Here is a 14,145-nt window from a genome sequence, read left to right on the forward strand (position 1 = left end):
TCAGGCGTCGGCGGGAACGCGCACGAGCAGGGATCGCGGGTCGACCCAGGTCTTGAAGGCGCGCGCCTCGCCGAATCCGTCGCCGTCGAGCTGGATGTGCTCCGGTCGGCTGAGCGCCACGACGAGTTCCTTGCCCTTCAGGTAGTTCAGCGCGCGCACCTCCTTGGTCGCGCCCATGAGCCTGCGTCCCGCGGAGGTTCGGCGCAGCACGCCGTTCTCCCAGAAGACCTTCACGATGATCTGCAGCCAGCCGATGAACCCCTCCGGCCGCAGCACGACGATGTCGAACTCGCCGTCGTCCACCGCGGCATCCGGCAGCAGCAGGATGTTGGCCGGCAGCGAGCCGCAGTTGCCCACCATGATCGTGTGAGCGCGCAGGGTTCGGTTGCCCGCGCCGTCGAGGTTGTACCGCAGCCGCAGCTGGTTCTTGTCGCGCAGGGCGATGCCGATGGCCTTCACGTAGGCGAGCCAGCCGGCCTTCGCCTTCAGCTCGTCGTCGGTGTTGGCGAGCATCTTGGCGTCGAGGCCGAGACCCGCCATGACGAGGTAGGCGTGGCGGTGGGTCTTGTTGTCGCCGTCCCGGATGTCGATGACGGCCATGTCGATGGGCCGGTTGTCGCCCGTGAAGGCGGAGCGGATCGAGTGTTCCGGGTCATCGAGCGTGAGATTGAGGTTGCGGGCGAGCAGGTTGCCGGTTCCCGAAGGCAGCAGCGCGATGGGGATGCCCGAGCCGCGCAGCTCCTCGGCCACCACGCGAACAGTGCCGTCGCCGCCCGCGGTGATCACCACGTCGACGCCGGCCGCGAGCGCCTCTTTCGTCTGCCCCGCGCCGGGGTCTTCCTCGCTCGTCTCGAGCCAGAGCGTCGGCTGCCAGCCGGCTTCCTGCTCCATCGTCTCGACGAGGGACCGCAGCTCGTCGGCCTCGACCTTCACCGGGTTGTAGATGAGGGCAGCTCGTCGCCTCTGAACGTCGGTGGCGCCAGAATCCGTCATGCCCGCTACCGTACGGGATTCGCCAGCCTCGGGTGAAGGGGATGCCACGGCGGGCATGTTCGTGTATGGACGGCGGCGCGCGTCTTGTCGCACCATGCACGACACCCGGTCCCTGAGCTTGTCGAAGGGTCGGAACCAGCGCTCCTCGCGACGCTTCGACAAGCTCAGCGAACGCGCGGTGCCGCCCCAGCGAACGGTGCGTACCCGACGCCGAAAAGCCCGGTCCCTGAGCTTGTCGAAGGGTCGGAACCAGCGCTCCTCACGACGCTTCGACAGGCTCAGCGAACACGCGGTGCCGGCCCCGCGAACGGAACGTGTCCGCTCCGAAAAGCCCGGTCCCTGAGCTTGTCGAAGGGCCCGAACCAGCGCTCCTCACGACGCTTCGACAAGCTCAGCGAACACGCGGTGCCGGCCCCGCGAACGGAACATCGACCGCGCCGAGAAGCCCGGTCCCTGAGCTTGTCGAAGGGTCGCTGCCAGCGCTGCTCACGACGCTTCGACAAGCTCAGCGAACGCGCGGTGCCGGCCCCGCGAACGGTGCGTACCCGACTCCGAGAAGCCCGGTCCCTGAGCTTGTCGAAGGGCCGCTGCCAGCGCTGGTCACGACGCTTCGACAGGCTCAGCGAACGCGCGGTGCCGGCCCCGCGAACGCGCGGTGCGGGCCCAGCGAACGGTGCGTACCCGACTCCGAAAAGCCCGGTCCCTGAGCTTGTCGAAGGGCCGCTGCCAGCGCTCCTCACGACGTGTCCGCGCCAAAGGCCCGGTCCCTGAGCTTGTCGAAGGGCCGCGACCCTTCCTACTCGCGCAGAAGGCCGCGCAGCGTCTGGATGGTGTCGGCTTCTTCGGGTCGCTTGTCGTCTCGATAGCGCTTGACCCGCGCGAACCGGAGTGCGAGACCGCCCGGGTACCGCGAGGAGCGCTGCACTCCGTCGATCGCGATCTCGACGACCGTGATCGGTTCGACCCACACCGTGTTCGCCGTGCGGCGCACCTCGATCTCGGGGAATCGCTCGGTCTGCCAGCGCAGCAGGGCGTCGGTGAGGCCCTTGAACGTCTTGCCGACCATCACGAAGCCGCCCGGCTCGCCGAATTCGCCGGATGGGTCGATCGCGCCGAGATGCAGGTTCGAGAGCAGACCGGTTCGCCGGCCGGACCCCCACTCGCACGCGAGCACGACGAGGTCATAGGTGTGCACCGGCTTCACCTTGATCCAACTCGATCCGCGCCGACCGGCCGCATACGGCGAATCGATCGCCTTCACGACGACGCCTTCCTGTCCGGCCGCCAGGGCGTCGCGCGAGACACGCTCGGCCACCTCGGGGTCGGCCGTCACCTCGCCCGGTATGCGGGAGGCCGGCGCAATGCGTTCCAACTCCCCGATGCGGGTGGAAAGGGGCTCGTCGAGCAAGTCGCGGCCATCCACGTGCAGCACGTCGAAGAACCACGGATGCAGCACGATCTCGCGCGCCGCATCCGCACCGAAGCGCGACATCGTCTCCTGGAAGGGCCGTGGAGCGCCGTCCTCATCGAGCGAGAGCGTCTCGCCGTCGAGGATCACGTCACTCACGGGCATACCGCGCACGACGGCGACGACCTCGGGCAGGCGGTGCGTGACGTCGGCGAGGTTGCGGGTGAAGACACGTACCTCGTCGCCACGGCGGTGCACCTGGATGCGCGCACCGTCGAGCTTGTACTCCACGGATGCCTCGCCGGTCACCGCCAGCGCGGCGGTCGGGCTCGTCGCCGATGCGGCGAGCATCGGCAGCACGGGCCGCCCCACGACCAGGCCGACGGCCTCGAGTTCCGCCTCCGTTCCGGTCAATGCGAGAAGCGCGGTCTCACCCAGATCGCCCGACAGCATGGCCGCGCGACGCACCTGTTCGGCCGGACGGCCGGAGGAGCGCACGATCGCATCGGTCAGCACTCCTTCGAGCGCTCCCGTGCGCAGTTCACCGAGCAGCACGCGCGCGATGAAGTCCTGCTCGCCTTGCGTCGCCCGTGCGGTGAACGCTCGCAGGGTCGTCGCGCGTTCCGCTGATGAGCCGCTGCCCGCCACGGTCGCCAGCGCCTCGAGCAGGCGGTCGAATCCAGCGACCGTCAGAGTCGCCTCATCCGCAGGCTCGCCGATCGCGGCGCCCATGCCGCGCCAACCGACCCCGACACGCCCCTGCCGGGGTTTGGCCACGAGAAAACCGACGGCAGGCGCGATCTCGTCGGGCTCGAGCCGGCCGAGCAGTTCCGCGAGCGCGTCGACCTTCGCCAGGCGCGACCGGGTCGCCCCGACGGTGTCGGCCGTCTTCACAAGCTCCGCGAGCAGCACAGCTCGAGTCTGCCACCGCGAGCCGACACACGAGTGCGCGCCAGGGTGGCCGTCGAATCTCCCCTTTGCGCCTGGACGCACGAGGAATACCGTCGTCCCCATGAACGACCCGCGCGCGCACGGCCTGGAACTGCTCGACGAGGTGACCTCCGAGCTCCGCACGAATCCCGACGTGGCCGTCGGCAGGATGTTCGGCTCGGAGGGCTACTCGGTGCGGGGAAAGCTGTTCGCATTCATCGCGACCGACGGACGGCTCGTCGTGAAGCTTCCGGCCGAGCGCATCGCCGCGCTCGGCCTCGACAACATGGTCATGCGCGGCAGTGCCATGCGGGAGTGGGCGGCGGTGCCGCAGTCGGAGAGCCCCGACCGCTGGCGGGAGGTCGCCGGGGAGGCGTTCCGGTTCGTCGACTCGATCACGCCCTGACCCGGCGGCGCCTCGGACTGGGTGTCTGGGATCACCGCCTCCGCGCCGACCCCTGCGCCCCGCTCAGCCCGCGAAGTGGTTCGCGACAGCACCCGCGTTGCGCAGGAATGCCGGCAGGTCGGGTTCATCGGCCGTCGGCTGAAGGATGACGGCGTCGGCTCCCGCCGCGAAGTAGCGCTCAGCGGCTTCGGCCACCTGAGCGGCATCGCCCGCCGGCGCGAGCTGCGCGTCGGGCGGCAGCTTCCACTCCGCCAGTTCACGGTTCGCGCGCTCGACCGCTTCCCGTCCGCCGAAGGCGGCGATGAGATACACGACGATTTCGTTGCGACCGGTTCGACCGGCCGCCGCGCGGCCCTCGGCGATCAGCTCGACCGCCTGCTGCACCCGCGCCACCGAGGTCCCGCCGGTGAGAACGGTTCCGTCGGCGATCTCTCCCGTCAACCGCAGCGTCTTCGGGCCCTCGCCAGCCGCCATGATCATCGGCGGCTCCGCGGGCGCCCATTCGAGCCGCACCCGGTCGAGGCGCACATACCGGCCGCTCGTGGTGACCTCCTCCCCTGCGAGCAGGCTGCGCAGCGCGGGCACGTACTCGCGCATGAGGGTGAGCGGAGAGGCGACTCGGCTTCCGGTCTGGCCCATCCAGCTCAATACGCCGTGTCCGACGCCGGGAACGAAGCGCCCGGGAAACAGCCGCGCGATCGTGGCGATCTCCATGGCGGTGATCGCGACGTTGCGCAGCGGCATCGGCGCCACGCCGATGCCGAGCGTCAGGTTCTGCGACCAGGCCAGGGCAGCCGCAGCCGTGCTGAAACCGGATTCACGAAAGCAGTCCTCCCACAGCCAGAGCTCGGGCAGCCCCGAGCTCTCCGCGGCCAGAACCGCCGAACGCAGCTGCTCGGGAGGGAAGGCGGGCTGGAAGATCGCACCGATGCGTCGCATGTCCCCACTCTCCCAGCCCCCACCGTCAGCCGGCCACCTCCCACCACACCGGCGGGCCGCCATCGTCAACCCCGTCCGCGACCCAGCGACGTGCGCGAGGATCGAGGCATGACTGATTCGGATGACGCGAACCGCATCCGCCGTCGCCCTGACGGAGCCGACGACACCACCGTTGCGGCGGCGGGCAAGGTCTCTGAGGCCTTCGAGGCGATCGAGCAGGCGCGGGGCAACCTCTACGCCTTCCACCGGCTCACGGGAACAGCCGACCTCGCCCTCGGCGAGGCCGTCGACCTGCTGCGCGAGGCCGGCCGCGACGAGCTCGCCGATCGGATCGAGCGGGACCTCGTGGGCCGAAACGTGCTCGAGGGTCGGTGGACCTTCCAGGTTGTCGAAGAGTACGACGACGGCTACTACTCGGCCTTCCGCACTCTCGAGACAACGGTGCGCGATGAGCTGATGGGCGGCCAGCGGCACATCTTCGAGTCTGAGATGAAGGAGGACCGGCGCACGCACGGGCGCCGGCACCACGAGGCCCGACCATCCGATGACGAGGCCTGACGCGAGAGCTCAGGCGGTCGCGTCGCCCTCCTCTTCGCGCTTCAGCTTCTCGAGCTCGGCGCGGCGCCGGTAGTACTCGATCTCGCGATCGAGCTCGGCGAGCTGTTCCTCGGTCGTCGGCGCGGGCGGCGTGTGCGGCTGGGGGGTCACCGGCGCCCGGCCGTGCGCCGTGAAGGGCGATCTCGGAGCCGAGGAGCCGTAGTACTCGCGGCCGAGGGTGAACCACAGCACGATGCCGATGAGCGGGATGAAGATCACGAGCAGCACCCAGGCGAACTTGGGCAGGTGCTTCACGTCCCCGCTGTCGCGCGTGATGATGTCGGCGAGCGTGAAGACGAGCGCCACCAGCAGCACGAAGGAGAACAGGATGCCCACGGGCGTCAGCCTAGGCGACGGCGTGATCGCGGCGCACGACACCAGAACAGATGCCACCGGTCCTCGAGCAGACACCTGCGTCCCCTAGGCTCTGCTCAACGACGAGAGGACGCCCGTGAGCGAGTACGACGGTGCCGGTGTTCCGGCCGGCTGGTATCCCGATCCGAGCGGCTCCGGCCGCCAGCGCTGGTGGAACGGCACGTCGTGGTCGGAGTACACCGACCAGTGGACGTATACCGGTGCAGGTTCGAGTCCCGTCGACCGCGACGTGAACACCAATACGCCGTGGATCTGGGTCATCGTTTTTCTGCCCATCCTCGGCGTCCTTCCGCTGCTCACCATTGACTGGTCCGACTACGTCTCGGCCATCGTGCGCAGCCGGAGCGAGGGCTATACGGGCTCGGGCGCGCTGATGGCGAGCCCGGGTTACCTGATCAGCGCACTCTCGGGTTGGGTGATCTTCGGCATCGGCGTCTGGTTCTCGTACCTGGACCGGCGCGAACTGACCCGGCGTGGCATCCCACGCACCTTCCATTGGGCGTGGGCCTTCCTCGGAGCCTTCGTCTACGTGATCGGCCGCAGCGTGCTGGTGCGTCGGGCGACCGGCCGTGGGCTGGCTCCCATGTGGGTCGCGATCACCCTCGCGGCCCTGAGCCTCATCGGCGGCCTGGCATTCACGATCTGGCTGGTCTCTTCCATACTGAACGCGATGCAGATCGGCGGCTACATCCCCCCTCACGCCTCTTAGCGCGACAGCGATCATCCATGCCGACGACCAAGTGGATTCCCTGTGAGCATGATCCGTGGAGCGCGTTGCCGCCTGCGCGAGCTTCTAAGCTGCAGAAGTGAAGGTACTCAGCTACAACCTGCGCAAGCACCGCGCCGTGGGCGAGCTCACCGCCCTCGCGGAGCAGTATGCGCCAGACGTGATCTGTCTGCAGGAGTGCGACACGACGGACCTGCCCGATACGCTCGGTCCGCTCGAGCAGGCGCACTCGACGACCGGCAACCGCCTCGGCCTGGCCGTGTACTACCGGTCGGACGAGTTCGAGTTCCAGGCGACCCGCGCCGTCGCGCTCAAGAAGTCGATGCACGATCGCATCGCGAAACCGGCGCACGAGCGCCTGGTCGGTGTGAGGCTCTTCGACCGCCACGCCGATCGCGACATCGTCGTGGCATCCTTCCACGCGGCACCCCTGACGGCGCTCAACTCGTTGCGTCGCCATCAGATCAAGGCGGCTCTCGCCGAGCTCCAGCAGTTAGGACCCGGCCTGCCGACCCTCATGGTCGGCGACTACAACTATCCGGTGTTCAAAGACAAGCTGGCGCGCACCGTGCGCGAAGACGGCTACGAACTCACGCTGAGCGACAGCCGCACCTACACGCGCTACCGCATCTTCCGCGGGCACTTCGACCTCGCCACCTCGGTGGGCTTCGAGATCGACCACATCGGCACGCTCGCCAGGGGCTCCTCCGACCACCTGCCGATCCTCGTGAGCACCCGCTACGCGGATGCGCAGCAGGCCGAGGCCGAGGCAAGCTGAGCCAGCGGCCCTGGTCGCTCCGACGCGGCCTGGCCATCTCGCGGTACCGGTGCTTCCGGTGCCCTACGGCAGTATGGGAGCGAGGAAGGGAGCCGCATGGCTGAGGGAGATGTGCAGACGCGTGACAATCGCGGGCAGTGGGAGAACAGCGTGGAGGGCCGCCCGGAACTCTCGCAGAGTTATGCCAGCCGCGACGAGGCGGTCGAGGCGGGCCGAGAGCTGGCCGCATCGCTCGGCTCGAAGCACGTGGTGACCGAGAGCGAGCCGACGGGCGTGATCACCGACGAGGATCCGGCCTCTGAAGACGACCTCTGAGTCGCACCGAACACACGAACGCCCGGCCCTCACGAGGAGGACCGGGCGTTCGTCGTGCAGCGACCGGAGGCGGTCGTTCGACCCTGCGTATGCCTACGCGGCCCGCGGGAACTCCACCGTCGCGTTCGGCGCCGGGCTGACGACGAAGTGGCCGCCGTCCGCGTCCACGCGCACACCCTCGCCGTCGCCGAGGGCGCCGGTCACGAAGAGGTCGGCGATGCGGTCGTCGATCTCACGCTGGATGAGCCGACGCAGCGGACGCGCGCCGTACTCCGGCTCGTAACCCCGCTCCGCGAGCAGTGCCACTGCGGCATCCGTCACCTCGAGACGAACCTCACGAGCGGCGAGCCGAGCGGAGGTCGCGCCGAGCATGAGCCGCACGATTCGCGCGAGCTCGCTCTCGCCGAGCTTCTGGAACAGCACGATCTCATCGATGCGGTTCAGGAACTCGGGGCGCATCGCCTCGCGCACCTTGCCCATCACGCGATTGCGCACGTCGTCCTGCGACGAGAAGCCGGAGCCGTCCGTCGAGGCCACGAAGCCCATCGCGCCCGACCGTGAGGCCAGGAACTCCGACCCGAGGTTCGAGGTCATGATGACGACCGTGTTGCGGAAGTCGACCGTGCGACCCTGGCCATCGGTCAGGCGTCCGTCGTCGAGCACCTGCAGCAGCAGGTTGAAGACGTCGGGGTGCGCCTTCTCGATCTCGTCGAACAGCACGATCGAGTACGGGTTGCGCCGCACGCGCTCGGTGAGCTGTCCCGCCTCGTCGTAGCCGACGTATCCGGGAGGGGCGCCGACGAGACGCGACACGGTGTGCCGCTCGCCGAACTCGCTCATGTCGAACCGGATGATGGCCTGCTCGTCGTCGAAGAGCGAGGACGCCAGTGCCCGCGCCAGCTCGGTCTTGCCCACGCCCGTCGGGCCGAGGAACAGGAAGGAACCGACCGGGCGGCGCGCGTCGGACATGCCCGTGCGGCTGCGACGCACCGACTTCGCGACCGCGGTGACCGCGTCGTCCTGGCCGATGACGCGGCCGTGCAGCTCCTCTTCGAGGGTCGCGAGACGCTCGCGCTCCCCCTCGGTCAGCCGGTTCACGGGAATACCCGTTGCGCGGGAGATGACCGCGGCGATCTCGGCCTCGTCGATGACCGTCGAAGCCGCATCCTGCGACGTCGCGACGGCACCCTTCGCGGTCGCGTCGTCGAGCTTGCCCTGCACCTTCGAGATCTCGTCACGGATGCGCGAGGCCTCCTCGTAGTGCTCGGCGCGCACGGCGGCGTTCTTGTCGGCCTCGAGCGACGCCAGCCGCTCGATGAGCGCCGACACGTCGGTCTTCACGCCGAGCCGCAGACGCAGCCGGGCGCCGGCCTGGTCGATCAGGTCGATGGCCTTGTCGGGCAGCACGCGGTCGCTGAGGTAGCGGTCGCTGAGCTCGACGGAGGCGCGCAGCGCGGCATCCGTGTAGGTGACGCCGTGGTGATCCTCGTACGCGGACTTCAGGCCGTGCAGGATGAGCACGGCATCCTCGATGCTCGGCTCGCCGACGCGCACCGGCTGGAACCGGCGCTCGAGGGCGGGGTCCTTCTCGATGGTGCGGTACTCCTTGAGGGTGGTCGCACCCACGAGGTGCAGTTCGCCGCGCGCAAGACGGGGCTTCAGGATGTTGCCCGCATCGGTGCCGCCGTCGCCGGAACCGCCGGCGCCGACCACGGTGTGGATCTCATCGATGAAGACGATGAACTCGCCCTTGTTCGAGGCGATCTCGTCGATCGTCTTGGTCAGACGCTCCTCGAAGTCGCCGCGGTAGCGGGTGCCCGCGAGCATGCCGGGCAGGTCGAGGGAGACCACTCGCTTGCCGAGCAGCGCCTCGGGCACGTTCTCCTCGACGATCGCGCGGGCGAGGCCCTCGACGATCGCGGTCTTGCCGACGCCCGCCTCGCCGATCAGCACCGGGTTGTTCTTGGTGCGACGGCTGAGAATCTCGATGGTCTGCTCGATCTCATCGACGCGTCCGATCACCGGGTCGAGCTCGCCGCTCTCGGCGAGAGCCGTCAGGTCGGTGCCGAACTTGTCGAGCATCGGGGTGGCGGATGCGGTTCCCGCTCCCTGCTCCTGGCGAAGGGCATCGCCGTCGAATCCCTCGCCCTGGCTCATGGCGTCTTCACGCACGCCCTGGGTGAGGGCCTCGGCCGTCACGCCACTGCGCGCGAGCACCTGACCTGCGGGGGCATCCTGTCCCAGCACGAGCGCGAAGAAGAGGTGCTCGGGGTCGATGTAGGTCGCTCCGCTGGAGCGGGCGACCTGGTAGGCGTGGAACAGGGCACGCTGGGCCGACGGCGTGATGGTGGCCGCGTTGATGTCGGCGACCTCACTGGCCGCGGGCAGGCGCGACTCCGTCGCGGTGATGATGCGCTCCGGCGCGACGCCGATGCGCGAGATGGCCTGCGTGACGCTCTCGTCCTCGACGATCACGCGCAGGATGTGCAGCGCGTCGAGCTCGGTCTGGCCGCGCTCGAGCGCGAAGCGTCCCGCCTGCTGCAGGATGCTCTGGGTACGGGCGGTCAGAAAGCGGCTGAGGTCGATGGACCGCGCCTGCCGAGCCTGCTCGCCTGCGAGGTAACGGGCGAGGAACTCGTCGAACGAGCTGCCGCCGTCGGTGTTGAAGTCTTCGGGCACGAACCCTCCTGGTTGAAACTTGAGTGTGTTGCACTCAAGTCCAACGCGGGGCGGGCGCAGGTATTCCCGGTGCTCTGGACTCGCGTCGACGTGCGCGTTCAGACTGTTTCTGCTGTACCTGTCGTATCGGGGCGGTGCTGTTCGTAGCGATAGTGAGAGGCAGCCCGCGAGAGGTGCCCCAGGAGAGGAAGAGACCATGAAGCTCGTCACGAACACCCAGGTCACCGTCGACGGCGTGATGCAGGCCAACGGTGGGAACAACCCCGACCTCGATCCCGGGTTCGACCGGGGCGGATGGGCACTGCCGCTCGGCGATGACGAGTCCGTCGGCTACATCGCCGAGTGCTATCAACGGGCGGACGCCTTTCTGTTCGGACGTCGCACCTATGACCTCTTCGCCAGCTACTGGGGCGTACGGGATGCCGCGGACAATCCGTTCTCGGGGGCCCTGAACAGCCGGCCGAAGTTCGTCGCCTCCAACACGATCACCGATCCCGGGTGGACCGACACGACTGTTCTGTCGGGTGATCTCGAAGCGGCCATCCGCGAACTGAAGGACCGACCCGGCGGCGAACTCCAGGTGCACGGCAGCGGGCAGCTCATCCGCTGGCTTCTGGAACACGAGCTCGTCGACGAGATGACGCTCATCGTGTGCCCGGTCATCGTCGGTGCGGGTACCCGGCTCTTCCCCGAGACGGGCAGGGACTTCGCGCTCGAACTCGTGGAGTCGCTCCGGTTCCCAACCGGCATCCTCGCGCAGACCTATCGGCCGAGCGGTCGTCCGCAGTATGCATAGAAGACGAGGCTCATCGCAGCCTGTTCCCCACCGCATCCGGGAGGTGTGAGATGCAGTACCTGGTCTCCGTGATCGACGACAAGACCAACTCCGGCACGCCGGAGGAGATGGTGGCGATCGACGCGTTCAATGAGCGTCTGCGCACCGGCGGGCATTGGGTCTTCGCGGGAGGCCTCGCCGATCCCAGCACCTCGACCGTCATCGACGGTCGCGGCGAGCAGCCCGTGTTCACCGACGGGCCGTTCGTCGAGTCGAAGGAGCACATGGCCGGCCTGTGGATCATCGAAGCGCCCGACCTCGACGTCGCACTCTCCCTCATGGCGGACGGATCGAAGGCGTGCAACCGACGCCTCGAGGTGCGCCCGCTCCTCGAGATCGACGACTGATCGACGCACGGGAGGCGATCACCGGGGCGCACCGCGAGGAGTGGGCCCGGGTTCTCGCCTCGCTCGCCAAGCGCTTCGGCGATCTGGACATCGCCGAGGAGGCCGCAGCCGAGGCGTTCGTAATCGCCGTCGAGCGCTGGCCGGCCGACGGCATCCCTCCCAACCCGGGCGCATGGCTCACGACGACCGCGAACCGCAAGGCCATCGACCGCCTGCGGCGTGAGAGCACCCGAGACGACAGGCACCGGGAGGCCATGATGCTGTTCGACGACGACCCGCCCGAGTCGCTCGGCGTGATCGACGACGATCGGCTGCGCCTGATCTTCACCTGCTGCCATCCGGCACTCGCGATGGAGGCACGCATAGCGCTGACGCTGCGGATGGTGGGCGGCCTCACGGTGCCCGAGATCGCCCGCGGCTTCCTCGTGCAGGAGAGCACCATGGCGCAGCGCATTACGCGCGCGAAGGGCAAGATCTCGGCCGCCCGCATCCCGTACCGTGTGCCGCTGGAGCAGGATCTGCCGGAACGCGTGACAGGCGTGCTCGCCGTGCTGTTCCTGGTGTTCAACGAGGGCTATCTCGCGACCGGATCGGGAACGGATGCTGTCCGCGCCGACCTGACGGCCGAGGCGATTCGGCTCACCCGCGTGCTGCGCGGGCTGCTGCCGCAGGATGGCGAGACTGCCGGGCTGCTCGCACTCATGCTGCTCACCGAGGCGCGCCGCCCCGCGCGCGTCTCGGCCGGGGGTGAGCTGGTTCCCCTTGCGCAACAGGACCGCACGTCTTGGGATGCGGACCTCATCGCGCAGGGGCACGACCTCGTGCGCGAGCGGCTGGCGAGTGGGATCGCACCCGGGCGCTTCCAGCTGCTCGCGGCCATCAACGCCGTGCACACCGACGCGCGCACGGCGAGCGATACCGACTGGTCGCAGGTTCTCGCCCTCTACGATCAGCTCACGCGTCTCGACCCGTCGCCGATCGTCGCCCTCAACCGAGCCGTCGCCGTCGGCGAGCTCGAGGGTCCGGATGCCGCCCTGGCGATCATCGACGACCTCGGGGACGTGCTCGACGGGTATCACCCCTTCCACGCCACACGCGCCGAGCTGCTGCGCAGACTGGGTCGCGATGCGGAGGCCGGTGCCGCCTACGATCGTGCGGTCGCGGCCTGCGGCAACTCGGCGGAGAGCACCTACCTGTCGCGGCGCCGTCGTGAGCTCGGCATCCGCTAGCCGACCTTGCTGTCGCCACCCCTGAGGCGTCGCCTCGCCGTTCCCCTAGACTCGCGACGTGACCCGCCGACTCGAGCTGACGTTGCACAAGCCGTGGTTCGCGCTGTACTGGGGCGTCAAGCCCACGATCATCATCGGCGGTCGCGGCCAGCCCGCACAGTGGGGCGTCGGCACGTGGCAGGTGCCGCTCGACGCGGAGGTGGTCGTGGGCGTCTTCCTCTTCAACCGCATGTGGAAGTTCGGGCAGGCGGACTTCCGCTTGCAGCCGCAGGATCCGCCCGTGCTCCTGTACCGCGCGCCGGCGCTTCCCTTCCTGGCGGGGCGCATGAGGGTCACCTCTGCATCGCCCGGTTCCCTCGCACCCGCCCCGGGCGCGGCTGGCGAGTCGGGCGCCGGAACCGGTAGCTCGAAGTGAGCACGGATCGCCCGGTGCACATCGATCGAAACAGCACGTCCCTTTACGTGGAAGGCTGGATAAGAGCGGAGCTGGAGCCTGCCGAACTTCTCGATGTCGTCCGAGCAGCGCTCGCGGATCACCCTCGGCTCGTCATCCACGACCATGACGACGATGGCGTCCGCGTGATCCGTCGCACCACGATGGCGTATCGCAGTGACCGCATCAGTCTGCGTGCGGAGACCCGTCCGGACGGAACTCGTATCACCGCACGCAGCGCGTCGTTCGTCGTTCCCTGGGCGTATGGCGAGGCCGATATCCGCGACGTCTTCGCCGCGATCGGCGACGAACTCGACCGGCGCGCGTCCGAGCCGCAGCACTAGAGTCCCGGTGCGGGAGCCCGGTTGCCGCGTTGACTGTCGGTGCGTTCGGAGAGCATGGGCTCATGCGCGGAACAGCGGTTGTCACGGGCGGCGCGGACGGTGTCGGAGCCGTCATCGCCGACACCCTCCTTGGGCACGGCCGCGCCGTGGTTCTCGTCGATCGCGACGGAGCGGCTGCGACCGCGACATCGAGGCAGCTCGAAGGGCGTCACGGATTCGCGGTGCCGATCATCGTCGCCGACCTCGCGACCGTGGACGGCATCCGCGCGGTCGCCGACGACCTGAATTCGCGATCCGATGTCACCGGTCTGGTCAACAACGCCGGCAGCTGGTCTCTCGGTGCCCAATATCCCGACGCGGATCCCGACGCCTGGCTTGCCGCGCTGACGCTCGACCTCATCGCGCCCATGCTGCTTACGCAGCGGTTGTGGCGACAGCTCGCGGCGGCACGCGGCGCGGTGGTCAACATCGGCTCGAGCGGCGGCGAGGGCGAGCAACCATACGGATCGCCGGAGTACGCCGCCGCCAAGTCCGGTCTCAGGCGCTTCACGAGTGCACTGGGCGACCGCGGTGACGTACGCGTGATGGCCGTTGTTCCCGGCTGGGTCGGGCTCGAGCGTGCGCACCGTCAATACGCTGCCCTCACGCCCGAAGAACAGCGCACCGCAGGTCCCTTGATCGAGCCTCAGAAGGTCGCCGACCAGGTGGAGCGCCTGCTCGACGCGGGACGCGCCGGCGAGATCGTCGAACTGCTCGGGATTACCGGTCGCGGCGGCTGAGGGTGGCGTGGCGTTGGATGGTGTCGAGTTT

General features: G+C 68.8%; 16 protein-coding genes. 11 read left to right on the forward strand and 5 right to left on the reverse strand.

All coding sequences use genetic code 11. The features are described from left to right. On the reverse strand, positions 1-993 hold the full coding sequence (locus WDJ51_RS07705) for a diacylglycerol/lipid kinase family protein (RefSeq protein WP_337851857.1): 993 nt from the start codon (positions 991-993) through the stop codon (positions 1-3). Positions 994-1,789: 796 nt separating this feature from the next. Continuing rightward, positions 1,790-3,313 (reverse strand): ATP-dependent DNA ligase, encoded by a 1,524-nt coding sequence (locus WDJ51_RS07710; RefSeq protein WP_337851858.1) that lies wholly within the window; start codon positions 3,311-3,313, stop codon positions 1,790-1,792. 100 nt (positions 3,314-3,413) lie between these two features. Here WDJ51_RS07710 and WDJ51_RS07715 point away from each other — a divergent pair, with 100 nt between their 5' ends. Next, positions 3,414-3,737 carry a hypothetical protein gene (locus tag WDJ51_RS07715; RefSeq protein ID WP_337851859.1) on the forward strand — a complete coding sequence of 108 codons (324 nt, stop codon included), beginning with the start codon at positions 3,414-3,416 and terminating at the stop codon, positions 3,735-3,737. 63 nt (positions 3,738-3,800) lie between these two features. Here the strand turns inward: WDJ51_RS07715 and WDJ51_RS07720 are convergent, their stop codons facing one another. Then, positions 3,801-4,676: an LLM class flavin-dependent oxidoreductase gene (locus WDJ51_RS07720; protein WP_337851860.1), complete on the reverse strand. Its 876-nt coding sequence runs from the start codon at positions 4,674-4,676 to the stop codon at positions 3,801-3,803. Positions 4,677-4,784: 108 nt separating this feature from the next. On the opposite strand from WDJ51_RS07720, the gene WDJ51_RS07725 reads away from it, so the two are divergent. Further along, entirely contained in the window at positions 4,785-5,234 is a 450-nt protein-coding gene (locus tag WDJ51_RS07725; protein ID WP_337851861.1) for a hypothetical protein, read from the forward strand. Between the two features lie 9 nt (positions 5,235-5,243). Here WDJ51_RS07725 and WDJ51_RS07730 read toward each other — a convergent pair whose 3' ends face one another. Then, positions 5,244-5,609, reverse strand: coding sequence for a PLD nuclease N-terminal domain-containing protein (locus WDJ51_RS07730; RefSeq protein WP_337851862.1), 366 nt, complete (start codon positions 5,607-5,609; stop codon positions 5,244-5,246). A 115-nt stretch (positions 5,610-5,724) separates the two neighbouring features. On the opposite strand from WDJ51_RS07730, the gene WDJ51_RS07735 reads away from it, so the two are divergent. From WDJ51_RS07735 to WDJ51_RS07745, 3 genes are all read left to right on the forward strand, one after another. Further along, positions 5,725-6,357 carry a DUF2510 domain-containing protein gene (locus WDJ51_RS07735; protein WP_337851863.1) on the forward strand — a complete coding sequence of 211 codons (633 nt, stop codon included), beginning with the start codon at positions 5,725-5,727 and terminating at the stop codon, positions 6,355-6,357. 97 nt (positions 6,358-6,454) lie between these two features. After that, positions 6,455-7,153 (forward strand): endonuclease/exonuclease/phosphatase family protein, encoded by a 699-nt coding sequence (locus WDJ51_RS07740; RefSeq protein ID WP_337851864.1) that lies wholly within the window; start codon positions 6,455-6,457, stop codon positions 7,151-7,153. 96 nt (positions 7,154-7,249) lie between these two features. Next, positions 7,250-7,468, forward strand: coding sequence for a DUF2188 domain-containing protein (locus tag WDJ51_RS07745; protein WP_337851865.1), 219 nt, complete (start codon positions 7,250-7,252; stop codon positions 7,466-7,468). A gap of 93 nt (positions 7,469-7,561) precedes the next feature. Here WDJ51_RS07745 and WDJ51_RS07750 read toward each other — a convergent pair whose 3' ends face one another. Then, on the reverse strand, positions 7,562-10,147 hold the full coding sequence (locus tag WDJ51_RS07750) for an ATP-dependent Clp protease ATP-binding subunit (protein ID WP_337851866.1): 2,586 nt from the start codon (positions 10,145-10,147) through the stop codon (positions 7,562-7,564). Between the two features lie 196 nt (positions 10,148-10,343). On the opposite strand from WDJ51_RS07750, the gene WDJ51_RS07755 reads away from it, so the two are divergent. The 6 genes from WDJ51_RS07755 to WDJ51_RS07780 all read left to right on the forward strand — a co-directional run bounded on the left by WDJ51_RS07755 (position 10,344) and on the right by WDJ51_RS07780 (position 14,114). Continuing rightward, positions 10,344-10,943, forward strand: coding sequence for a dihydrofolate reductase family protein (locus WDJ51_RS07755; protein ID WP_337851867.1), 600 nt, complete (start codon positions 10,344-10,346; stop codon positions 10,941-10,943). Positions 10,944-10,993: 50 nt separating this feature from the next. Further along, positions 10,994-11,329 carry a YciI family protein gene (locus tag WDJ51_RS07760; protein ID WP_337851868.1) on the forward strand — a complete coding sequence of 112 codons (336 nt, stop codon included), beginning with the start codon at positions 10,994-10,996 and terminating at the stop codon, positions 11,327-11,329. Then, complete coding sequence (locus WDJ51_RS07765; RefSeq protein ID WP_337851869.1) at positions 11,281-12,558, forward strand: RNA polymerase sigma factor; 1,278 nt, start codon at positions 11,281-11,283, stop codon at positions 12,556-12,558. Before WDJ51_RS07760 ends, WDJ51_RS07765 begins: the two co-directional genes overlap by 49 nt. Positions 12,559-12,616: 58 nt before the next feature. Next, positions 12,617-12,973 carry a hypothetical protein gene (locus WDJ51_RS07770; protein ID WP_337851870.1) on the forward strand — a complete coding sequence of 119 codons (357 nt, stop codon included), beginning with the start codon at positions 12,617-12,619 and terminating at the stop codon, positions 12,971-12,973. 14 nt (positions 12,974-12,987) lie between these two features. Then, complete coding sequence (locus WDJ51_RS07775; protein WP_337851871.1) at positions 12,988-13,335, forward strand: hypothetical protein; 348 nt, start codon at positions 12,988-12,990, stop codon at positions 13,333-13,335. A gap of 62 nt (positions 13,336-13,397) precedes the next feature. Continuing rightward, entirely contained in the window at positions 13,398-14,114 is a 717-nt protein-coding gene (locus tag WDJ51_RS07780) for an SDR family NAD(P)-dependent oxidoreductase (protein ID WP_337851872.1), read from the forward strand. The last annotated feature ends 31 nt before the right edge of the window (positions 14,115-14,145 follow it).

It is taken from the genome of Rathayibacter sp. YIM 133350 (assembly GCF_037404875.1).
In the GTDB taxonomy this organism is placed as follows: domain Bacteria; phylum Actinomycetota; class Actinomycetes; order Actinomycetales; family Microbacteriaceae; genus Orlajensenia.